Origin of the sequence: Endozoicomonas sp. OPT23, from assembly GCF_009653635.1 — a bacterium.
Taxonomy (GTDB): Bacteria; Pseudomonadota; Gammaproteobacteria; order Pseudomonadales; family Endozoicomonadaceae; genus Endozoicomonas_A.
The window spans coordinates 390,542-412,427 of sequence record NZ_PPFD01000001.1; the positions used below are offsets into that span (position 1 = coordinate 390,542).

Annotated in this window: 16 protein-coding genes; 13 read left to right on the top strand and 3 right to left on the bottom strand. The window is 47.1% G+C overall.

Annotated features, from left to right (window positions below; genetic code table 11):
- Positions 1–48 precede the first annotated feature (48 nt).
- The 5 genes from rnr (at position 49) to EOPP23_RS01605 (ending at position 6,671) form a co-directional block, all read left to right on the top strand.
- The gene (gene rnr / locus EOPP23_RS01585) at positions 49–2,601 is read left to right on the top strand and encodes a ribonuclease R (RefSeq protein ID WP_153764224.1); all 2,553 of its coding nucleotides are present in this window, start codon (positions 49–51) and stop codon (positions 2,599–2,601) included.
- Positions 2,602–2,698: 97 nt separating this feature from the next.
- Positions 2,699–4,030 carry a twin-arginine translocation signal domain-containing protein gene (locus EOPP23_RS01590; protein WP_153764301.1) on the top strand — a complete coding sequence of 444 codons (1,332 nt, stop codon included), beginning with the start codon at positions 2,699–2,701 and terminating at the stop codon, positions 4,028–4,030.
- Between the two features lie 173 nt (positions 4,031–4,203).
- Entirely contained in the window at positions 4,204–4,944 is a 741-nt protein-coding gene (gene rlmB, locus EOPP23_RS01595; protein ID WP_153764225.1) for a 23S rRNA (guanosine(2251)-2'-O)-methyltransferase RlmB, read from the top strand.
- Positions 4,945–4,987: 43 nt separating this feature from the next.
- On the top strand, positions 4,988–5,665 hold the full coding sequence (locus EOPP23_RS01600) for a hypothetical protein (RefSeq protein WP_153764226.1): 678 nt from the start codon (positions 4,988–4,990) through the stop codon (positions 5,663–5,665).
- Between the two features lie 67 nt (positions 5,666–5,732).
- On the top strand, positions 5,733–6,671 hold the full coding sequence (locus EOPP23_RS01605; RefSeq protein ID WP_370514578.1) for a D-2-hydroxyacid dehydrogenase: 939 nt from the start codon (positions 5,733–5,735) through the stop codon (positions 6,669–6,671).
- Positions 6,672–6,676: 5 nt separating this feature from the next.
- Here EOPP23_RS01605 and EOPP23_RS01610 read toward each other — a convergent pair whose 3' ends face one another.
- Positions 6,677–8,338, bottom strand: coding sequence for a hypothetical protein (locus tag EOPP23_RS01610; protein ID WP_153764228.1), 1,662 nt, complete (start codon positions 8,336–8,338; stop codon positions 6,677–6,679).
- Positions 8,339–8,484: 146 nt separating this feature from the next.
- On the opposite strand from EOPP23_RS01610, the gene EOPP23_RS01615 reads away from it, so the two are divergent.
- Positions 8,485–8,940 carry a CesT family type III secretion system chaperone gene (locus tag EOPP23_RS01615; RefSeq protein WP_153764229.1) on the top strand — a complete coding sequence of 152 codons (456 nt, stop codon included), beginning with the start codon at positions 8,485–8,487 and terminating at the stop codon, positions 8,938–8,940.
- A gap of 293 nt (positions 8,941–9,233) precedes the next feature.
- A complete protein-coding gene (locus EOPP23_RS21725) occupies positions 9,234–10,028 on the top strand; it encodes a hypothetical protein (RefSeq protein ID WP_194842453.1) in 795 nt (264 codons plus the stop codon).
- A gap of 10 nt (positions 10,029–10,038) precedes the next feature.
- Here the strand turns inward: EOPP23_RS21725 and EOPP23_RS21730 are convergent, their stop codons facing one another.
- The gene (locus tag EOPP23_RS21730; protein WP_153764231.1) at positions 10,039–13,428 is read right to left on the bottom strand and encodes a translocation/assembly module TamB domain-containing protein; all 3,390 of its coding nucleotides are present in this window, start codon (positions 13,426–13,428) and stop codon (positions 10,039–10,041) included.
- Complete coding sequence (locus tag EOPP23_RS01630) at positions 13,425–15,143, bottom strand: autotransporter assembly complex family protein (protein ID WP_153764232.1); 1,719 nt, start codon at positions 15,141–15,143, stop codon at positions 13,425–13,427. Before EOPP23_RS01630 ends, EOPP23_RS21730 begins: the two co-directional genes overlap by 4 nt.
- Positions 15,144–15,540: 397 nt before the next feature.
- Here EOPP23_RS01630 and rpsF point away from each other — a divergent pair, with 397 nt between their 5' ends.
- The 6 genes from rpsF (at position 15,541) to EOPP23_RS01660 (ending at position 21,840) form a co-directional block, all read left to right on the top strand.
- Positions 15,541–15,984 carry a 30S ribosomal protein S6 gene (gene rpsF / locus EOPP23_RS01635; RefSeq protein ID WP_153764233.1) on the top strand — a complete coding sequence of 148 codons (444 nt, stop codon included), beginning with the start codon at positions 15,541–15,543 and terminating at the stop codon, positions 15,982–15,984.
- A 57-nt stretch (positions 15,985–16,041) separates the two neighbouring features.
- Positions 16,042–16,266, top strand: coding sequence for a 30S ribosomal protein S18 (rpsR, locus tag EOPP23_RS01640; protein ID WP_020584246.1), 225 nt, complete (start codon positions 16,042–16,044; stop codon positions 16,264–16,266).
- Between the two features lie 43 nt (positions 16,267–16,309).
- Positions 16,310–17,182, top strand: coding sequence for a hypothetical protein (locus EOPP23_RS01645; RefSeq protein ID WP_153764234.1), 873 nt, complete (start codon positions 16,310–16,312; stop codon positions 17,180–17,182).
- Between the two features lie 31 nt (positions 17,183–17,213).
- Positions 17,214–17,660, top strand: a complete 447-nt coding sequence (rplI, locus tag EOPP23_RS01650; RefSeq protein ID WP_153764235.1) for a 50S ribosomal protein L9 — start codon at positions 17,214–17,216, stop codon at positions 17,658–17,660.
- A 143-nt stretch (positions 17,661–17,803) separates the two neighbouring features.
- The gene (gene dnaB, locus EOPP23_RS01655) at positions 17,804–19,210 is read left to right on the top strand and encodes a replicative DNA helicase (RefSeq protein WP_153764236.1); all 1,407 of its coding nucleotides are present in this window, start codon (positions 17,804–17,806) and stop codon (positions 19,208–19,210) included.
- Between the two features lie 161 nt (positions 19,211–19,371).
- Entirely contained in the window at positions 19,372–21,840 is a 2,469-nt protein-coding gene (locus EOPP23_RS01660; RefSeq protein WP_153764237.1) for an autotransporter domain-containing protein, read from the top strand.
- Positions 21,841–21,886: the final 46 nt, after the last annotated feature.

The following is a 21,886-nucleotide window of genomic DNA, read 5'->3' on the forward strand; positions in this document are numbered from 1 at the left end:
TGTCGTAACAACTCCTTATTTATTCTTTTAGAGGTTAAACACTCGTCCATGTCGAAAAAGCCAATAGGTTGGAAAGATCAGGACTCCCAGGCAGCCGATGAAGCTGCCCGTTATGAAAACCCGATTCCCAGCCGGCTTTTCATCATGGAAACTCTGGAGAAGCGTGGTGCACCTGCCAGCCATAAAGCGCTTTGTGGTGAGCTGGGCGTTACCAGTGACGAACAGAAAGAAGCACTGCTATTTCGTCTGAAAGCCATGATCCGTGATGGTCAATTGCTGGAAACCCGCAAGGGAACCTACGGACTGCTCAGCAAGATGGATCTGGTTACTGGTCGCATTCAGGGTAATAAAGAAGGCTTTGGTTTTCTGATTCCTGATGAAAAGGGAGAAGATTTCTACCTGTCATGGAAAGAAATGCGCAAGTGCTTCGATGGCGACAGAGCGGTTGTACGGGAAACCGGCGTTGACCGCCGTGGCCGGAAAGAAGGCCAGATTGTAGAAGTGGTTGAGCGCAGAACCACTCAATTGGTCGGTCGCTTCTACGCCGAGAACGATAATATCTTTGTCGTTCCTGAAAATGCCCGTATTGATCGTGAAATCCTGATTAAGCCGGGACCATTGATGCCTACCCACGGTCAGTATGTGCTGGTTGAGATTATTGATCAGCCGGGTAAACGAACTCAGCCAGTGGGTCTGGTTAAAGAGATTCTGGGCGATCGTCAGGATGCCGGAATGGAAGTGGACGTTGCTGTGCGCACCCACGATATTCCACACGTATGGCCTGCAGACGTTGAAGAACAGGTAAGCCATCTGAGTGATCAGGTGGCAGAGAAAGATAAAAAACTCAGAGTTGATCTACGGAAGATTCCTTTCGTCACTATTGATGGTGAAGACGCCCGCGATTTTGATGATGCCGTTTACTGCGAAACCAAGAAAAGCGGCGGCTGGCGTTTATATGTAGCGATTGCTGATGTTTCCCACTATGTAAAAGTGGGCACACCACTCGATAAAGAAGCGTTTAATCGTGGCACATCGGTTTACTTCCCTGGCCATGTTATTCCGATGCTGCCGGAGATATTGTCTAACGGCCTCTGCTCATTGAACCCTGATGTTGACCGACTGGCCATGGTCTGTGAAATGACCATCAGTGCCAACGGCAAAATTTCCGGTTATAAGTTTCATGAAGGCCTGTTTCGTTCCCACGCACGGTTGACCTACTCCAAGGTCTGGAAAATGCTCTCTGATCCTGAAGGTGAAGAAGGCAAGCCTCTAAGAGAACAATATAAGGCACAGGTTCCCCATGTTGAGGAACTCTATAATCTGTTCAAGGTGTTGAAGCGTGTCCGTAGTGAACGTGGCACCATTGATTTTGAAACGGTTGAAACCCAGATTGTCTTTGGCCGAAACCGCAAAATCGAAGAGATTATTCCGGCGGAACGTAATGATGCTCACAAGCTGATTGAAGAATGCATGCTCTGCGCCAACGTGTGTGCCGCCAAATTCCTTGAAAAACACAAGATTCCCGGACTTTATAGAGTTCACGAAGGCCCGACTCTTGAGAAAAAACTGAACCTTACCAGCTTCCTCAGCAGTCTGGGACTGTCCTTACCAACCAAGGGCGAGATTAAGCCTGTACACTATAAAGCCCTGCTGGAATCAGTAAGGGAGCGCCCTGATTACAAGGTTATCCAGACTGTTGTTCTGCGCTCCATGAGTCAGGCTGTTTATACCTCTGATAACCAGGGGCACTTTGGTCTGGCCTTTGATCAGTACGCGCACTTCACCTCGCCGATTCGTCGTTACCCCGATTTGATGGTTCATCGTGCCATTCGCCATGTGATTCGTTCAGGCATTGAGACACGACACGTTCAGCGTGTTGGTGCCAAGGAAATGAACAAGAAGACCATTTACCCTTATGACGGTAATGAGGTCTACACCATGGGCGAACACTGTTCTACGACAGAGCGCAGAGCTGACCTGGCCACCCGTGATGCAATGGATTGGCTCAAGTGTGAATATATGCAGCAGCATATTGGTCAGACTTATAAAGGTGTTATTGCATCGGTCACCGGTTTTGGTCTGTTCGTCGCGCTGGATGAAGTCTATGTAGAAGGCTTGATTCATGTAACCAGTCTGCCCGGTGATTACTATCACTTCGATGGTTCCCATCATCGTCTGGTGGGCGAGCGAACCGGTAAGGTTTACCGTCTTGGTGATGAAATCGAGATTATCGTTGCCCGGGTTAATCTTGATGACCAGAAGATAGACTTCGAACTATCATCTGCTGCTGGCTTGAAACCGGCTCCCCGTAAAGGAAGAAAGCCTTCCGGTGGGCCTGGTCGAGGTGCTGGTCGCTCTGCAGGCAAAGGCGCTGGCCAGATTAACAGTGTTGCTAAAAGTCGTGCGGCTAAAAAGGCTTTACTGGATAAAGCCAAAGAAGAAGAGCAAGGCAAGAAGCCTGCGAAAAAGCGTAAGCCGACCAAGAAGCAAAAGACGCGAGCTAAAAGTCGTAAAAAGACTGACGGCGACCAGGCAGCTCCTGCTACTGCTGCCAAGAAGCCAGCCAGTCGTCAGCCAAGAAAGAGAAAGCCTAAAAAGTAAGTAGTAGCTCCTGTGTATTAGTCATCTGTCGTGTTATAACGACGTTTCTCTGAAAGTTCGCAGCTTTTAGAAGAACAATAAACATAACGGATGAAAAATGCACAGACGTCACTTTATCAAGCTGGCAGGTATGGCTGGGGCTGCTTCAGCTATTAGCCTGCCATTGAGAGCCAGTGCGGAAGCAGTACTGGCGAATAGCTCGACAGGCTCAAAACCCTCAACAACCGTATGGCTGCCTGAGAATGGCCAATCCCATGAGATTGGCAAACGTTCCCCGTCACCTAATATCCACTATATAAAGAACTGGCAGCCAAAGCTTTTTGATGGTGCCGGTTCTCTGTTAAAAACAGATTCAGCCACCCTTCCTGCTGGCCGATACGTGGCTACTTTTCAGATTTGGCACGATGAAAGTGATGGCGACTATCTAGGTGATATTAAAGCCTGGCAGGGTTCGCACCTGGTAAGCCGTGAACAGATCATAGCCGAGGATTTCCCTGATGGACTTGATGGCGGCTATCAACGCTGTCAGCTTGAATTTACTGTGTCCCGTGAAAGCAGTGATATTCGGTTTGAAGTCTGGTTCGCCGACAATGGTCGTATTACAACAGGTGCGGTGAGCGTGACGCCTGTGGACGACCTGCGGCCTTTCTACAATATTGGCCATCGCTGCAGCACTATGGAAAAAGCCGACGAAATGGTGTCCCGTGGTGCGAATATGATTGAATTCGATATTACGCCAGAACTGGTTGATGGTCGTATAGAGTTCAACGTTAAACATTCTGGAGACCTGAAGTGGACTCGCTATCCTGACTTTAATCGCTATCTGGCAAACCTGAAAAAGCATATGGATCAGGGCAATATTGCCATGATTATGCTGGATACCAAGCAGGATGATGCTATTGAACCAAGGCTTTATGCGCTGGATCTGGCCGAGAGGCTGATCAAGGTTGGCATTACTCCAGAGCAGGCGGTTATGTCTGTGCCTGCTGCAGTTGCCGGAGTTTTCAGAACCACTCTGGGTCAGCACGGTAAAGTCACTGCTCTGTATGGCTGCGGTATTGATGCCTATTTAGAAGATTATGGTGATCTGACTGAGCAACAGTGGGTTGAACAGGTAGAAGCAACCGGAGCCAGCTTTCTGGGAGTGGGGGCTGCATCACAGTACTTCTGGTCGCCCATGAAAGACTGGATGAGCTGGATTCAGGCTCTGGCGAACCGTCGTGATCAAAAAGGCGCCTTTGGCAAAGCCTACTTCTGGACTATCAATAAGCGCTCCTCAATTCGCAAATGCCTGGATTATAACGTTGATGGCATTATCACGGACGAACCGGATCGTGTACGGGATATTCTCAAGGAACCTGAATATCAGCGAATATACCGTCTGGCTGACGAACGAGATTCCCAGTTCAAAGTTCACGGTTATCAATAAGCAACAAGTACTCAGATATAGAAAATCATAAACTGTTTGCCCGCATGTGGCGGGCAAACAGTCATTTAATATTCGATTACGTGTGTCTGCACACTTAAGGCTTCATGAATAATGAATGGGTCTGCTAATATTCGACCCATTCTTTAATTTCCAATCTGAAGCTAAATTCCCCGATGAGTGATGATGTGGTTTTCGGCCTGCATGCCGTGCAGAGCCTGTTTGAGCATTCCCCTGAAAAAGTTCTGGAGCTGATGATCCAGAAAGGTCGTACCGACAAGCGTATCAGTGTGCTGGTGGATCAAGCCCGCGAGCATGGCGTTACGGTTCGTTTTGTGGAACGAGGGCGGCTGGACTCAAAGGTTGAGGGAACCCATCAGGGTGTTGTTGCTCGTGTTTCTCAGGCTCAGGTTTACCGTGAAGGTGATCTGGAAGAGCTGCTGGATAATCTGAAAGAAACGCCTTTCCTACTGATTCTTGATGGTGTAACCGACCCTCACAATTTAGGTGCATGTCTGCGTACTGCTGACGCAGCAGGCGTTCATGCCATGATTGTGCCAAAGGATAAGTCTGCCAGCCTGAATGCGACTGCTCGCAAGGTTGCCTGTGGTGCCGCTGACAATGTACCGCTGGTTCAGGTAACCAATCTTGCTCGTACCATGGACTGGTTGAAAAACCGTGGTGTCTGGATGATTGGTACCGCTGGCGAGAGTTCCGGCAATGTTTATCAGTCTGATTTGAAAGGCTCGATGGCATTGGTAATGGGTGCTGAAGACAAAGGCATGCGTCGTCTGACTCGTGATAAATGCGACTCCCTGATTTTTATTCCCATGGCTGGCAGTGTCAGCAGTTTGAATGTTTCTGTGGCCACAGGCGTATGCCTGTTTGAAGCCGTACGACAGAGATCAGCTTCCTGATCGTTTTCTCTTTTCTGAATAGTCGTGTCCCGGCTGAGGTTTTATGAATCCCTGGATTGAACTGGGTACCGCAGATATTCCCAATGCGGGCGGACAACTCAAGTTGTCACAAAGAGGTGACGAGTTTTCCATTCGTTTATCAGGTGTTCGTGGCGAACTAATGAACAGTCGGGTGCACGGTTCGGAAGAGGCGTTGTCTGAACTGGGATGTGCTCACCTTAAATCGACAGCAGATGCCCATGTTCTGGTCGGTGGTATGGGAATGGGCTTTACCCTGATGGCGGCACTGAAAGCAGTCATGCCGACGTCAAAAGTCACCGTCGCGGAACTGGTTCCTGAAGTGATCGAGTGGAATAAAGGCCCGCTGGGTGCTTGTGCCGGATACCCTCTGAATGACTCGCGCACTAGTGTACATCAGGGCGATGTGGTTGAACTGTTTAAGGACAGGAAACCTGCATTTGATGCCATCCTGCTGGATGTCGATAACGGCCCTGAAGGACTTACTCAGACAGACAATCATCAACTGTATTCGTCGCAGGGTGTTGCCGCTATTCAGCAATGCCTGAAGCCTAAAGGCATGCTGGCCATCTGGTCGGCGTTTCCTGATGAGAAATTTCTTGGCCGATTGAAAAAGGCCGAGTTTCAGGCCTCCATGAAAATGGTACGGGCACGGCCGGGTAAAGGCAGTCGTCATACTATTTTTCTGGCACAAAAAAAGTAAACCTTATCAATACGCTTTGAAATGGATTTTCTGAAATAGCTTTAATAAAGCTTTGGGAGAGAAAAAGGTGGATAAAGTAAAAACAGTTATTCTAGATGCTGGCACTCTGGGCAATGGTGTGAGCCTGAAGGCGTTTGAAGATTTACCTGTCTCTCTCGAAGTTTATGAAATCACGTTTCCCGCTGATGTGGCTGAAAGGGTAAAGGGCGCTGCAGCTATTTTTACCAATAAGGTTGTTCTTGGTCGAGAGCTGCTGGAAGCAAACCCACAACTTCGATATATCGGTGTACTGGCAACAGGGATGAACAATATTGATCTGGCTGCCTGCAGTGAGCTGGGTATTAAGGTTCAGAACGTTGAACGCTACAGTACGTCGTCTGTCGCACAGCATTCAATGGCTTTGATATTGTCACTGGCCAATGCTATGCCTGCCAACTCGGCTAATACATCTAATGGACAGTGGGCTAAAAGCGATATGTTCTGCCTGTTGAATAACCCAATGATGGAATTAGCGGGTAGAAAACTGTTAATCATTGGTTATGGCGATCTTGGTAAAGCTACTGCAAAGCTTGCAGAAGCCTTCGGCATGGAAATTCTGAAAGCGAAGATACCCGGTTCAATCAGCTCTGCTTCCGATAGAGTAGATCTTGAAAAGGGGCTTGCTGAAGCCGATATCGTCAGTCTTCATTGTCCTTTGACAGAGCGCACTCAAAACTTAATCAATACAGAGCGTCTGGCTTTGATGAAGCCAACGGCATTGTTAATCAATACGGCTCGCGGCGGGCTGGTGGATGAGCAGGCTCTGGTTGAAGTACTGAAAGCCGGGAAGCTGGGCGGTGCCGGTTTTGACGTGCTGACTGAAGAACCTCCCGTTAATGGTAACATTCTGCTTGAGAACCCAATGCCAAACCTGATTGTGACTCCACATTGCGCCTGGGGCAGCCTGGAGTCACGTCAGAGGCTGGTTAATCAGGCAGTGGAAAGCTATCAGCATTTTCTTGGTTAGATGGTTTACTGCTCATCATGCGTCGGCCTTTTTTCGGTGAGGGATTGCAGAATTTGCTGTAATCCCTCATAGGCTGAGATGGCTGTTTGCCCGGATGTATCGATTACAGTCTCAATATCCCCTTTCATAACTGACAATATGTGAGAGAAAGTGGTGTCTGATCCCATTGCCGATGCGACTACCTGATAACCTAGAACAAGCACAATAGGGGTGGATACTCCTGGTATTTTCTTCAAATAAGATACGTTTTTCCAGCCAGATCTGGCCACTTCATGCAGGCTGACCCCGTGCTGGATTTTACTGGTGATCAAATGACTGAGTGAGGCCATTACAGCGATGCCTGAACCTCCCGATATTGCTGACATTAAGGTAGAAGCAGTATCCGGATCGCTCTGGTAAAGCTCTGTGCTTTTTATATAGTCAGAAACTGACATGGTTATGGAGGGAGCTGCGGTACCAAGAACAACTATGCCAGCGGTCCAGGTATTCAGCTCTTCATGACTGATACTTTTGTCATGAACTTTCTTTGCCACTATTAAAATAGGTGACATGCCAATTAATGTGCCCAGAGTTGCTGTAGCCAGTGGGTACTGACCGTCACTTGATGACGCAATGGCATTACCGACTACTGTTTTAGCACCACCAGCAGAAGCAAGAATAACTGGAGTGATATACGTTTCAGATATAGGATTTGGATTTAGAACTATGTTCTTATCTTTATTTGGCCCCCAGTGTCTGTGAGTCAATATCAGGTAAACAGGTATAGTGCTGGCAGCAGAAGTAGGCGCACTGGCCAGTATTGCATCAATTAAAGCATCTTTTGAGTGGGTTAGAGTTATGATTGTGCCCGCATATGCGGTAGATATTCCGGTAATCAACATAGTTGCCGTAATACCGGCGTCATCCATTACATAGCTGCCAACGGGTAAACTTGAGAGCCATTTGCCTCCTTTTTGTACCATAGGTGCAAAGAGAATAGCCCCGAATATGGTGGAAGCAATTTGTTGACTATATTCCATTGCATCAGAGATGGCGTCAGGGTGTTCTTCAGGATTTAAAACAGAGAAGTGCTTAAGAGCTTCTTCTGCATAAATCTCACTTCCTATTGTGATCATGTTGCTCGTAGTGTCAAAAAGAATCATTTTTAATGTCAGGTCTGTTCCCCATCCAGCCCTGTTGGAATAAAAGCTATCTAAAAAGATGTAAAATTGCCCTGCCCAATAAAAGGCATTTCTACCGCTCTCGTCGGTTGCATCATCTTCTTCGACGGACCCTGCTATTTGAGCCACTGTGTTGGCTACGGCTATTTCCAGGCACATATCACTGGTCGAAAGGAAATCATGATATGTCTTTACTTTTGAGGTTGTGTATTCCGTGTTTGTTGGAAAATACTTTTGCATTAAAGCAGGCTTAAGTAAATAATCCACCGCTCTCTGAACTTTACCGCCGATCTTATGACCTCCAAAATTGGCAAGTTTACAGGAATAAAAAACACTAACGCCTCCGGTTGTATAACCGGCAATAACAATGCCTAAGTCATAAGTTAAAGTGCTGTTCTCTTGTGGAGGGGCATCATCAGCGTTAGTTATTGTTAGAAATGCTAATAATGAAAAAAATAAAAGTAGTTTCTTTCGGGGCAAAAATAAGTCTGACATAAAGATCATCATTCTCAGCCTCTCATTCTAAAGACGAGAATATAGGTCAGAAAAAAATGATCAGGAATTCATTAATATGATTCATTTTTAGGTCAGTATCTAACCATCAATGAGTGTCCGCCGAAATCTTCTTTAAGGATGGAGGAAGGTTGAAGCTAATGGCGTCAGCAGAAAAACAGTTTGAAGCACTGATTGCTTCACTGAGTATAAAGGTGGGGAAAACCTTGCCTTTAGAAGACGGACTTTGCTCTCTTGAAAACCAGGCTGGGGAAACGGTTATTAATATAGAGTTGGCCGAGTCTGGTGAGAGACTGTTGTTGCACCGTTTACTGCTCCCCATGCCAACTGATCCGGATTTGCGAAATGGCAGAGCAATGCAGCTGTTGGCCTTAAACAGTCATCAGTCACAACTCTCAGGGCACTGGTTTTGCACCGATCCTGAAGGCTTGGGAGTGCATCTTATGGCCAGTTATCCGATAGCAAACCTTGCTGAAGATGAGTTTGAGCAAGTAACGGAGCGATTTATAGAGCTAGGTGCTGATCTGGCTGAGAACCTTCAGGCTGAAGAGATTGAATACAGCGCTGAAGAGCTAAAGCAGGGGATAAGACCATGAGTATTGATGGTCCGGGGCAACGACCTGTTAGTTCAGGGAGTCAGCCGAGTTCAGAAAAAGAGCCTTTATTAACCAGCAAGACGAAGAAAAGAAGCAACGCTTTCAGTAGTCTGACTCCGGGCAGATTAAAAACAGGTGTTCAGAAGCTGACGGTAAGAGTTAATCATGTATTGGAAAGGGGACAGGAACGGGTATACAACCGATTTCCACACTTACGGCCTGCGCCCCACCCTCCCAGCTATAAAGTAAGTTGTTCTCCTCCTACAGAAATACAAAGTAAGGTTCAGCTGAATGTGGATGCTCAGCTTGCTGCTTATCCTTATCACCAGTCGCTCGAAAAGGTACAGAATGCGGCCAGTAGCAAGCTTGACTCAGATAATGACTACTCAAGGGTCGGTAATTGGGGGGTTGAAAGAGATTTGACCAGCAAACTAGCTGAATCTGGAGGGTTTGGAACTCAGGATAAAAGCGGTCTTATATACGATAAAAAAACCGGTCTCACTGCTTATGTCATGAAGAATCCTGAAACTCAGGAGTTGCGGCTTGTTTTTGGTGGTACTACTTCTGGTAAGAAGGCTGGGGGCATAGGCAAGCGGATGTTCGGAAATGCGGCTTTTACATTTCGCCAATGGGTGGCAAATGGCAAAAATGCCGTGCTGGGAAAGACACCAGACAGTTATCAACAGGCTAAAGCATTAACAAATAAGCTACTGGAACTGCAAAGCAGTACCCCAGAGCTTTCTTCGTACGAACTGAAATTGTCGGGCCATTCAAAAGGTGCAGGTGAAGCAACCTATGCGGCCTTGGCGAGAGATAAGCCTCTGAAGGCGATCTGTTTTGGCAGTGCCCAATTGGGGCGGAGCATGCAGAAAGAAATTCCTGAAGAAAATCGAAAGGATTCGTCTTTATTCATTACTCATTTCAACATCAAAGGTGATTTGGTGCCGAAAATGGGTAATTTTAGAAATGGCCTTGGGCATCTCGGGAAGGTTGTGACGCTGCCGGGAGAGCACTTCTGGCAAAACCCCATGCATCGACATGATCGATTTGCTCACCATGTCGATCATTTTGCCAATAGCAAACGATGATTTATGGAAGTTATTCTGAAGGGATAGCAAACCGGTAAAAAACATCCACTGCCTGATCCAGCCCGGTAATGACCTGCAGATAAAGTTTTGGCATGAGTTCGTAGCGGGCTTTTAGTTCTCCAATTGAATTAAACACACCTGCTCCATATTGAAGCTTTAAACCGGGAGCGAAATAACCACCAATAACTATTTGGGTATCATCTCCGGTGCCTTCTGCTTCAAGAGCCAGATCATCAATGCCCAGTTTGTCACCAAGGTTGTTGGCAAACCCTCCAAGCTGACCAATGCCTGCACTAATGGCCAGAGATTCAATGCTTGCTTCTCCCGGGTTACTGACACTGGTTCCTTTCAACAAATAGGAAAGTTGCTCCTGTCTGGTCATGGAGGGGGAAGAATAAATAGTCCATTCAGGTTTTGTTACCACCCCACTGACGTTTACACCGACAGTTACATTGTCTTCAATGGTATCCGGGTTACGAACGGCGTCGACCTGAAGATAGGGGGATTGCAGTGCTCCCTGAAAGGTTACTTTCCCCTTCTTAATAATAAGATCCTGACCAAACTGGTGGTAACGGCCATCTTTCAGGTAGACAGTGCCCTTGCCTTCAAAATCTTTCGTGGGCGACTTCTCAACAGCAAGCTCTCCGGCCAGTTTTGTTGTCAGACCATAGGCATCAAGATTAACGTCTTCTCCCAGTCGTATATGAACAGCCAGAGAGTAGAGACTCTCTTTCTGTTGTCCTGACTGTATCTTGTCTGGATAAATGACGATGGTGTCGTCAGATACCTTCACCGCATTATCGGGCAGTTTCTTGATCAGTATATGAGCTGACGGTATATCTATGTTGCCAGTAATTTCAGGCTGTGTGGCCAGCTTGATCACTATATCTGGCGATATGGTTATGGTGCCGTATCCGGGGTAGGGCACGATCACATTCTGACCGTGAATATTGAACGCCCCCTGGAAAGGAAAACCGTTATGCCATGAAAGCTTGCCACCAAGGTTTAGCCTGCCTTTATTGATTGTCAGGCTACCCTGAAGCGTTCCTGACTGACCGTTTGCCAGTAACTCGGTTTCCAGTTTGCTGATGGCAGGAAATTCATCGGATAAACTGAGTTCGCCATCGGTCAAAATAACTTTGCCGTATAGCAAGGGCATCTTACTGGTTCCGGCAAGCTCGGTTTTCGCGTTCAACTCTCCCTTCATACTTTCAATATCAGGAAAGAACGGTGACAAGGCTTCAAGCTTAAAGTTTGATACATCCAGCCGGCCATTGAGGTTTCTAGTGGACGACAGCTGATTAACAATGAGGTTCAGTTGAGAATGTCCAAGCTGGTGGGAATTGAAATCCCCCGTTACTGTCAGACGACTTTTATTAATAGAACCCTGTGCTTTCAGTGTTTGATAGCTTTGAATCTGTTGACTGACGGTGATTCCTCCCGGCGAGGACTCAATACTAAAATTCACGGATGGCTGGCCTTGCTGCCAACCCAGTGATCCTGAGGCATTGAGGTTTGCCTGCCAGTTGAAACCTGCTGGTAGCCATGGGGAAAACTTCTCTGTTTCGAAGTCATAGAGATGAAACGCCAACTGGCTGCTCTTTTCATCAGGAGTGCTTCCAGACCAGCTTCCCGCTTCCAGACAGAGGCTGGCGGGCTGTGACTCAAGGCAGAAGTCTTCATAACTCAGGATTTCGTTACCAAAAGACAAAGCCGCGGGCGATTTTAGTAGCCACTTACCTACAGGTGTTTGAAGTGATAATTGGTTGAGCTGACCATGATAAGTGCTCTCTCTAAGTTGTCCTTTACCATTAAGGTTGGCAGCAAATTCCTGACTTGTGCTGGTTAAACTCACAGAGTGGTTGGTCTCATCGCCACTGATTGAAAATGCAATGCTGTTTAAAGAGTGCTGACCAACCGCTATGCGGCCAATCTTGATATCTGCTTTTCCTGCTATCTTATTGTCATAATAGGTCTGCCCATCTGCTCTTATTGTTGTGAGGTGGGTGTTTTTGTACGACAACTCTTTGCTGCTCAGCTGAAAATCTATAACGGGCTTACTGGCACTTCCTGAAAGGTTGGCTGTACCTGAAAGGTCTCCATGCAAATCAGGGTAGATATCAGAGAGATCTGAAGAGTTTATTGATGTGGTCAGCTGCCAGTGATCATTCAGACGACCTTCTGCGTCGAACGTATTGTCGCCTATAACCAGTTTCAGGTGTTCAAATAGCCATTCGGTGCCATTGCTGGTGGATACCGCTCCGGTGAGTTGGGCCGGTTTTCCAAGGTAGCTGCCGGTAATGTCCAGAGGAGCCAGCTTGAGAGACCTGCTATTGGCGGAGTCATGGAAGGAGCTGGTTACCGAGCCATTCAGTTTTGAGGCTACTTCCGGTAACCAGAGAGACAGATCAAGATCACCAAATCTGGTGTCGCCTTTCCATGTGAGCTGATTTTTCCACTGAAGCAAGCCTTTGTTCTGCAGTGAACCATGGCCGCCTGTTTCTAGCAAAAGAGAGTGAACCGTCAATTGGTTCTTACTCAGGATTGAGTCGAGCGAGGCTGCTACGGTGAGTTCTCTTGGCGTTTTTATTCGGGTTTTTGCGGTCAGCTGAAAATCAGGTAATTGTCCCTGCACTGTGGCGATTATTGGTGTTAATGAAACACCTTCAGGCAGTTGTTTGGGCTGCTGTTTTACCACTATCTCGGTTGATAACTGAGCCGGGTATTTATTCGAGAGATCAATCGAGCCATTCAGCTTTGCCTTAAATTGCGAGTTAGCAAGCGACAACTGTTTGATGACAAGGTGTGACTTATTCAGGCTGGCTTTGAGTTTTAGGGAATCAATGGTTTCCCAGCTATCAGTATCACTGTCACTTGAATGCAGAGTTTGTTTATTAAGAGGCAGCTTGTTAATAGACAGCTCACTGATAGATAGCTGCTTAATATCAACAGGGAGCGGAGCGACAATTGTTGGTAGTGGTTGATCTGTCTGAGAAGGCTCTGCAGGAATTGCTTCTGAAGGAATTTCTGTTGAAGAAGTTAGCTGAATATTAAGGTGGTCGACAATAAGATTTTCGACCACCAGTTCCCCGGCCAGAAGCTCTGACGGTAACCAGTCTACGGATATTGAGTCAGCAGTGACGTTTGCTTCTGCCTCCTTCCAGCCTGCATTTTTAATGTTAAAGCCTGAGACAAGGTTACCCGAAGATAACTCTCCCTCTAATTGAGGCAGATACTGTTTTGTCAGTTGCCACAGCAGCGTTGAACCTGTGTGAGTTAAAGGCAGAGAAATAATCAGCAGTAGAAACGCGGTCAGGACGAAAGGGAGTAGGTAGATAGCGTTAACGACTTTGAAAGATTTTACCGCTCTTATGAGTTTTTCTGCTCTTGATGAACTCACAGCTCTGGCCCCATGGTGAAATGAAGACGCCAGGGTGAGCCTTTGTCACTGACCGCAAAGGCCACATCCGCACGAACAGCGCCAAAAGGAGTTACCCAGCGAAGCCCCAGACCGACTCCTGTTTTCCAGGAGTCGCTGTAATCATTGGTTGAGGTGCCATGGTCAATAAATGCCGCCGCCCACCATTTTTTTATAAACTGGTAGTTATACTCTGTACTGAAAACAGTCAGGTATTGCCCGCCAACCAGTTTTCCGGCGCTGTTTTTGGGGGCAATACTTTCGAAGTCATAGCCACGAATACTCTGATCACCGCCTGTGAAAAAACGAATAGAAGGCGGTAGTTGAGTAATATCGCTTATGGCAATAGCCCCCTGCTCCCCCCGAAGCAGAAGCCGGTGACGTTTATTCAGAGTGGTTAACCATTTGGCACGACCCCATGCCTTAATGAATTCCTGATCAGAGCCCAGATACTTATGAGCACCTTCCAGTTTGCCCATCAATAGATAACCTTGGGAAGGTTCCAGAGTGCTGTTGGCTTTACGGCGAGTCAGGGATACACCGGGAATGGTGAGAAAGCTATTGCCTCTTTCCTGTCCCTGACGAAAGCCTTCCTGCTGGATACGGAAGAAAAAGTCCCTGTCCCAACCATGTAATTGCTTCTTCCATTGGTGGACGGAAGCTGTCGTCAGATTACTGCGGGTATCTTCCTGTTCCTTATATTGATAACCAAGCTGAAGATTGTAGAACTCGAGCAAAGGGTTTCCGTAGGGGATTTTGTAATTGCCGGTCAGTTGAATTCTGGGCTTTGAGGCAAACAGTTCGCTGCTCATGCTGTGACCGCTGTCATTGATCAATGGTCTGTCCCAGCTCAGGGAAAGTCTGATGCCTTCGTTGGTGGAAAAACCAACACCGGTTTCCAGCTCATGGTCGGTGTTCAGGGTAACGTCGATTTTGATGGGAATATGATGGTTGTGGCTCTGGTCGCGCAGAGGTTCAATACTGATGCTCTTAAAATAACCGGTGGCAGCAAGGTCGCGATTCAGGTTGTTCAGCTTGGTCAGCCTGTACCGTGAACCTGGCTTGAAGCGAATCAGCTTTTCTATGAGCTTTTTAATGCTGTCAGGCATTTTGCCAAACTGAATGTCTCCGACCCGGTATCGCACACCTGAATCAAGAATAAGGTCAATGTCTGCAGCCTGCTGCTCTGGATAAACCTTAATGGTATGGCGTATCACGTGAGCATCAAAAAATCCCAGAGTCAGGGAGAGTGAGTTGAGCCTACCCTTCAGTGCTTCGTATTTGCCCTGATTGAGCACAGCTCCTTTTTTTAGAGTTGTTTGACTCAATAAACGTTTGAACGCTTTTGACTGGCGGGCATCACCCAACAGCTGAATGGATACATCCCGAAGCAGAACGGGGTTTCCGGAAGACATATTCAGGCTCAATGTATCGCCTTTCAATTGTTCCTGAATGTCTGGTTGGTAATACCCCAGTGCCTGTAATGCCTTGTGAGTCGTATCAATAATTTTTTTTCGAGAGCTCTGGTAGTGACGAGCTTCGATATCCGGCAGGGATTCCAGAAAAAGTCTGACATTCTGTTCAAGATCGTTGTCCAGCCCTTCTACTCGATACTTAAGCTGCCCGGCCTGAGTAGATGAAACGGATAAGAAGAGAAACAGGAAAACCGTAATGACACTGGTAAATAGTGTTTTCACAAAAATCAGCTGTCAGTAAAAAATGAATTTATAGACTTGGGGGCAGTGAGCTACTACTTATTAGAGCTACTACCCATAGGTCAACTACTCATAGAGTAGGGAGTGTCAGAACCGGACTCAAGCGATTAAATAATAATCACTAGGCTTATTCACCTAGTTATTTGATGACGGTAACAGACAGTCCTGCGGCCATTGGCTCTTGCAACCATCGTCACACTTCTCTAGAATTCCGGCCTCTTGTATGCTGGGGATGAGCTATGGTTACTGATTCGGTTTTTCTGAAGCACAACTAAAGCTTGTTTCCACCTCCTTGCCTTACTACTGGCGTGAGGAACAAAAGTTCTGCTTTTGTTATGAACGTTGAGTGGGAGGCTGTTTAACCCGTAAGGAGCAAATAATGCGTCATTACGAAATTGTTTTCCTGGTTCATCCTGACCAGAGCGAACAGGTACCAGGCATGATTGAGCGTTACACACGCGCAATCTCCGAGAACGGCGGTCAGGTACACCGTCTGGAAGATTGGGGTCGTCGCCAGCTGGCTTACCCAATCAACAAGATCCATAAAGCTCACTATGTTCTGATGAACATCGAGAGCAGCAATGAGATCCTGGAAGAGCTGACTGATAACTTCCGTTACAACGACGCAGTTATCCGTAACATGGTGATCCGTCGTGATGAGGCTATCTCTGAGCCATCCATCATGATGCAGGCTGAAGAAAAGCGCGAGCGCCGTGATGATCGTCGTGACGACCGTCGCGAAGAGCGTCGTGAAGCTCCAGCTGCTGAAGAAGCTCCAGTTGCTGAAGAAGCACCTGCTGCTACTGAAGAAGCTGCCGAGTAAGTTCTGATCTTTCGGGATCGAACTATCACCATTTAGTTAATTCAAGGAGACGTTGCAATGGCACGTTTTTTCCGCCGCAGAAAGTTCTGCCGTTTCACCGCTGAAGGCGTGAAAGAGATCGATTACAAAGATCTGAACACTCTGAAAGCTTATGTTTCTGAAACTGGCAAGATCGTACCAAGTCGCATCACCGGTACCAAAGCCCGTTATCAGCGTCAGCTGGCAACAGCTATCAAGCGTGCTCGTTACGTAGCACTGCTGCCTTACACTGATCGTCACTGATCAGCGACTGGCATAGATATTTGAAACTGTAGGTATTGCTTTGATGCGTAAACTGGCGGAACTGGCAATGAAAGGCCCGAAACAAGCCCTGTTTCTGGCCGTATTATTTGCCTGTATTCCCATGGTCTCCTGGCTGAGTGCGGCGATTGTATCCCTGGTGGTACTTCGTCGCGGTGTGGACCACGGACTTAAAGTCCTGATGTGGGCCCTGCTGCCAGCGATTGCGTGGGCCGCCTTTGGTCAGTTCAGCGTTATTATCGGGTTGGTAGCGACTACGCTATTAGCCTGTGTACTGCGACAGACGACTTCCTGGCAGAGTACTCTGCTGGCTGTGGTACCGGCCGGAGCAACTATTGCTTTCGGCATGTATCAGTTCGCTCCAGAGACCATTGAGTTCATGGCCAATGCTGTGGTCGGGCTTTTGAAAGAAAGTCTGCCACAGGCGGGTAATGAAACTCTGGTCAATAAACTGGAAGCGGTCAGGCCAATAATGGAATACGGTGTTGCAGGTGCCATGGCGTGGGTTCACAGTTCATTCAGTGTCTTATCACTGATGCTGGCCCGCAGCTGGCAGGCAGGTCTGTATAACCCGGGGGGATTCGGAGACGAGTTCCGCCAGGTAAGACTGTCTCCCGGTGTGGCGATGACATTGCTGGCTCTGACGTTGATGGGTTCCGCTATATCACCGGTATTAACGGTGTTGCTACCCATCGCTTCGCTGCCATTGTTCTTTTCTGGCATGGCCATGATGCATGGTCTGGTCAAAATGGGACGTATGAGCAGCTTTTGGTTGATCGGCATCTATGTGTTGCTGATTGTCCTTACGCAACTGGCATACCCGGTTATGGTTTTGACAGCTTGTCTCGACAGCCTGTTCGATTTTCGCAAACGCGCATCGATCAAGGCTCAGGGCTGACAGGCACTAGGTATAAGGTAAGAGGCTAGCGATGGACGTTATCCTGCTTGAGAAAATTGCCAACCTTGGCAACCTTGGCGACAAGGTATCGGTTAAATCCGGTTACGGTCGTAACTTTCTGATTCCTTTCAGCAAGGCTGTGCCTGCTAATAAGGAAAACGTAGAAGCATTTGAAGCTCGCCGCGCCGAGCTGGAAAAAGCTGCTACAGCAAACCTGGCGGCTGCTGAGAAGCGTGCTGCTGAAATGGCTGAAGTTGAACTGACCCTGACTGCCAAATCTGGCGACGAAGGTAAGCTGTTCGGCTCTATCGGTCCACGTGATCTGGCTGAAGCCATCACTGGCGCTGGTATGAAAGTAGCCAAGAGCGAAATCCGCATGGCGGACGGTCCTATTCGCGCTACTGGCGAATACGACATCGCTATCCAGCTGCACACTGACGTTGCAGCTACCATCAAGGTATACGTTGAAGCTGAATAATTTCAGATTTAACTGACTTGATGTAAAAAGCCCGCTCCTGGTAGCGGGCTTTTTTTTGCCATCAATAAATTGCATTTAGAGTTCAGCCACCGTTGAACTTGCGGTATGCTTTTTCCATTAGTCCTCTGAATCCTTTATCCATCATGCTTGAAGCTCTGCCCCGGGATAGCGTACAACTCCCCATTGATGAAGCCACGGTTTCATTAAAGACTCCGCCTCACTCCATAGAAGCGGAGCAGTCTGTCATTGGCGGTCTGCTGCTGGACAACGAAGCCTGGGATAAGGTTGCGGACAAGATCGTAGCGGAAGATTTTTATCACCCGCGTCACAAGGTGATCTTCAAGGCGATGGCTCAATCGGCCAACGAAAGCCTGCCCTTTGACCCTCTGACACTAGCTGCTGCACTGGATAACCTGAGTGAACTGGAAGAAGCCGGTGGTATGGGGTATATCACCGAAGTCGTAGCGAATGTGGCGGGTATCGCGAATATTGAAGCCTATGCCGCCATCATTCAGGAAAAATCAGTTTTCAGAAAGCTGATTAACATCAGCTCCCAGATTTCCGAAAAAGCCTATCAGCCGGAAGGCCTGAACAGTCAGGCGATTCTCGATGAAGCTGAACGACTGGTGTTTAACATTGCCGAAGAGCGCCCGAAAACCGGTGGTCCTGTAGGCGTTCGAGAGATACTTGATAACACCGTTCAGAAGATTGATGAACTGTTCAACACCAAAGGTTCATTAACGGGTGTCACTACCGGCTTTAAAGATCTGGATGAGATGACCTCGGGTATGAACCCGTCGGACATGATCATTGTTGCAGCTCGTCCTTCCATGGGTAAAACCACCTTTGCCATGAACCTGGTGGAAAACGCCCTGCTGAATTCTGACAAGGTGGTGATGGTATTCAGTCTGGAAATGCCCAGTGAACAGTTGATGATGCGTATGTTGTCATCTCTTGGTCGTATCAATCAATCGAAGGTGCGCTCCGGTCAGCTGGAAGAAGAAGACTGGCCGAAGCTGGTGTCTGCTGTGGAACGTATCAAAGACAAAAAACTGTTTATTGATGATACGTCGGGTATCAGTCCTTCAGAAATGCGCTCACGAATTCGCCGTGTTGTACGTGAACATGGTGATATGGCCATGATCATGATCGACTACCTTCAATTGATGCAGATTCCTGGCTTCAGTGAAGGCCGTACCAACGAGATCTCTGAAATCTCCCGATCTCTGAAAGCGATTGCCAAGGAATTTAATGTTCCGGTGGTTGCACTTTCGCAGCTGAACCGTTCCCTTGAGCAAAGACCGAATAAGCGCCCGGTAAACTCTGACCTTCGTGAATCCGGCGCAATTGAGCAGGATGCTGACGTCATCATGTTTATCTATCGTGATGAGGTCTATAACCCGGACACTGAGTACAAAGGTGTCGGTGAAATCATCATTGGTAAGCAGCGTAATGGCCCTATCGGTTCTTGCCGACTGGCCTTTATTGGTCAATATACCCGTTTTGAAAATCTGGCTCCGGATGCCTTTGCCAACTTTGATGATGAATGATTGAAAACCCGCTTTAACCTATAAATCGCCTCAGTTTTGTTACCAGTGCTGTCATTGCAGTTAGTGCCGGTAACAACTTCCTTCCAGTTCCTTTTTTATAAGGAACTTTGCTTCTAGCCTGTAATCAAGTCTACGAATAAACGTTACAGGGAAGGAACGTTATGAAGTATTTACGCGCTCTTTTAATCACTCTATTAACTGCGTCAGGCATGGTGCTTGCCGAGCCTGTATCGAATGAAGCAGACGATAAAGTAAAGATACCTCAATCGAAATACGTCAGGTCTATCTATTCCGGTGGTGATCCAAGGGATTACTCGGAAGATATAAAACAAAACCATAAACAATATACCGATTGGCGTGGTATGGATTACCAGTTTCATGACCTTTCCGAGTCAGGATCTCCTGTCATGAAGGCGTTGAACGGCAAACAAAAATACTGGGCCAAAATCGTTATTCTTCAGCAGGCCATGAACGATTCTAATATCCCTGAAGGTAGCTGGGTTGCCTGGGTTGATGACGATATTGTTATCAATGATGTTAATCATAGCCCTGCAATGATAGACCGTATTATTCAGAAACATGGAGAAGGAAAAAGCGTCATAGTTGCAAAAGAAGACAGTGACTGGGCTTATCTGAATACCGGGATCATGCTGATTAAAAAAGATCAGGGTGGGCGAGATGTATTAGAAAATCTTATGAAAAAGTCAGATCAATCTAAATTTGGGAAGCTTGATCAGACTAAAAGTTTTCATGAACAGGGCGCTTTGAAAGAACTTTATTTAGGCTCTGACAAGGATAGTGCCGGAGAAAATCTGAAACGACATGTCGCAGTTGTCCCACAGCGAGATGAAGAACTGAACTTTAATAACTTCAGAAGGTTCTCACATACCGATGAAAACCGTTTGATAAAAAATCCAGAAACTCAAGAGTTTGAGCCGATGGAACTGGTTTATGACGACAGTCAAAGTGCCAAGGCTCAGGACACGGATGCATTTATTCATCACACAGGAATGAAGCAAAGCCTACGTTCTGATTCCATTAAAAAAACCATTAATGATGTAAATAAAACACCTTTGAATTTTTTTCCGGAAGAGTCAGATGAGAAATTCAAAGCTGATCAGGTAGAGCGTCGAAATAGCATTCGAGAAGAGAAAATCAAAGAGCGAGATGAGAAGAGAAGAGGTACTCCAATTTCTCCTCCTTCAGAAGAAGAGCTGACAGCTTATCAGAGAGAACATCGAGATAATACTCGAAAGGAGAGACTTAAAGAACGGGATGAAAACATCAGAAAAAGAGACGAGAAGAGAAGAGGTATTCCAGTTTCTCCTCCTTCAGAAGAAAAGTTGAAAGCTGATCAGAGAAAGCACCGAGATAACATCCGAAAAGAAAGAATTAAAGAACGAGACGAGAAAATAAGGAAGCAAGCTGAAGAAAGAGCGAAGCTGGATGAAGCAAAGAAAAAGGCTGAACCGGAAGTTATTGAAGAGCCTGTTGTGTCTGCTACGGACACAGTAAAGCCTGCAGAAGAAGCAGTTGAACCTTATAACCTTTATGACTCATTGAAAGCTCAGCTGCTTTCTGAAGTCAGCGAGACTGTGGAACAAGGCATTTTGGGTGTGCAATCACTGAACAGTGCTGCATCCATGATGATGCTGACAACAATGACTGGCTTCAGCAGTGCAATGAGTGGCTTCAGAACAGGGCGCTTATTTTCTTACGGAATGACCAGTATCGATGAAGTTGTGCCAGAGGGTGCTGTGGCCAGTATTCACCCACCTGCACAGGGTCGCACTATTAGTCGTGAAGTAGGCAGCTGGCACAATTTTGTGCAGCTTAATATGCTTCAGGGTGATCGAAAGGCTGTGGATGGCTTACCGGGTGGCAGTGTAAAAGGCCACGGTTTGACGGCAGGTGTTTTTTACCAACTGGATGAAGATCTGATTACAGGAATGATGCTGTCCATTGGTAAAACTCAACACAGCCTGAGTCAGGCTAATGGCTCTGGCAGTATTGAAAGCATTGGCATAGGGCCATTTATTTCCTACACAAAGAATGACTGGCACATAGATGGTGCACTGACTTATTCCAGCGACAGTTATGCCATGAAACACAGTGACGCTCTCGGAAATCAGTTCAAGTCGGAGTTTTCCGGCAATACGCTGACTGGTTATCTCGGGGTAGGTTATGACATTCATCTTGAATCGTTATCACCATCCCTGACGCTGACACCCATGATTGAGGTGATCCACAGTCGCTCAAGTCATGATAGTTATCAGGAAAAGACTTCTCAGAGCCAAGGCATGAAAATAGGAAGCTCATCCACTCAGGTCACAAGCACTCGCTTTGGGCTGGAATTGGGCTACCTCATGGATCTGGAAAACCCGATGGAGCTGAAAGTGCGTGCCGGTATGCAGCATCAGACTATTTCGGGACAGAGCACCAGCTATGAGTTGCCATTTGGTATGCAGGGGCAACTGAGTGTTCCCGGTAGCAGCGAGAAAGCTCTGTTTACCGGGTTGGCTCTGCATAAAAGAGTAGGAAGTGGTCATATGGCTCTGAGTTACTCGGGTACCCATTCTTCTGCCAGCAGTAGTCACGGCTTACAGCTGGAGTATGAAAGAAGCTTCTAACCGAAGCTTCTTCTTTACTTACTTTTCCAGCTAACAGTCAGTCTAA

Excerpts from the sequence above, each read along its gene's own strand:
- rnr (WP_153764224.1), top strand. The coding sequence starts at position 49 with ATGTCGAAAAAGCCAATAGGTTGGAAAGATCAGGACTCCCAGGCAGCC.
- EOPP23_RS01590 (WP_153764301.1), top strand. The coding sequence starts at position 2,699 with ATGCACAGACGTCACTTTATCAAGCTGGCAGGTATGGCTGGGGCTGCT.
- rlmB (WP_153764225.1), top strand. The coding sequence starts at position 4,204 with ATGAGTGATGATGTGGTTTTCGGCCTGCATGCCGTGCAGAGCCTGTTT.
- EOPP23_RS01600 (WP_153764226.1), top strand. The coding sequence starts at position 4,988 with ATGAATCCCTGGATTGAACTGGGTACCGCAGATATTCCCAATGCGGGC.
- EOPP23_RS01610 (WP_153764228.1), bottom strand. The coding sequence starts at position 8,338 with ATGATGATCTTTATGTCAGACTTATTTTTGCCCCGAAAGAAACTACTT.
- EOPP23_RS01615 (WP_153764229.1), top strand. The coding sequence starts at position 8,485 with ATGGCGTCAGCAGAAAAACAGTTTGAAGCACTGATTGCTTCACTGAGT.
- rpsF (WP_153764233.1), top strand. The coding sequence starts at position 15,541 with ATGCGTCATTACGAAATTGTTTTCCTGGTTCATCCTGACCAGAGCGAA.
- rpsR (WP_020584246.1), top strand. The coding sequence starts at position 16,042 with ATGGCACGTTTTTTCCGCCGCAGAAAGTTCTGCCGTTTCACCGCTGAA.
- EOPP23_RS01645 (WP_153764234.1), top strand. The coding sequence starts at position 16,310 with ATGCGTAAACTGGCGGAACTGGCAATGAAAGGCCCGAAACAAGCCCTG.
- rplI (WP_153764235.1), top strand. The coding sequence starts at position 17,214 with ATGGACGTTATCCTGCTTGAGAAAATTGCCAACCTTGGCAACCTTGGC.
- dnaB (WP_153764236.1), top strand. The coding sequence starts at position 17,804 with ATGCTTGAAGCTCTGCCCCGGGATAGCGTACAACTCCCCATTGATGAA.
- EOPP23_RS01660 (WP_153764237.1), top strand. The coding sequence starts at position 19,372 with ATGAAGTATTTACGCGCTCTTTTAATCACTCTATTAACTGCGTCAGGC.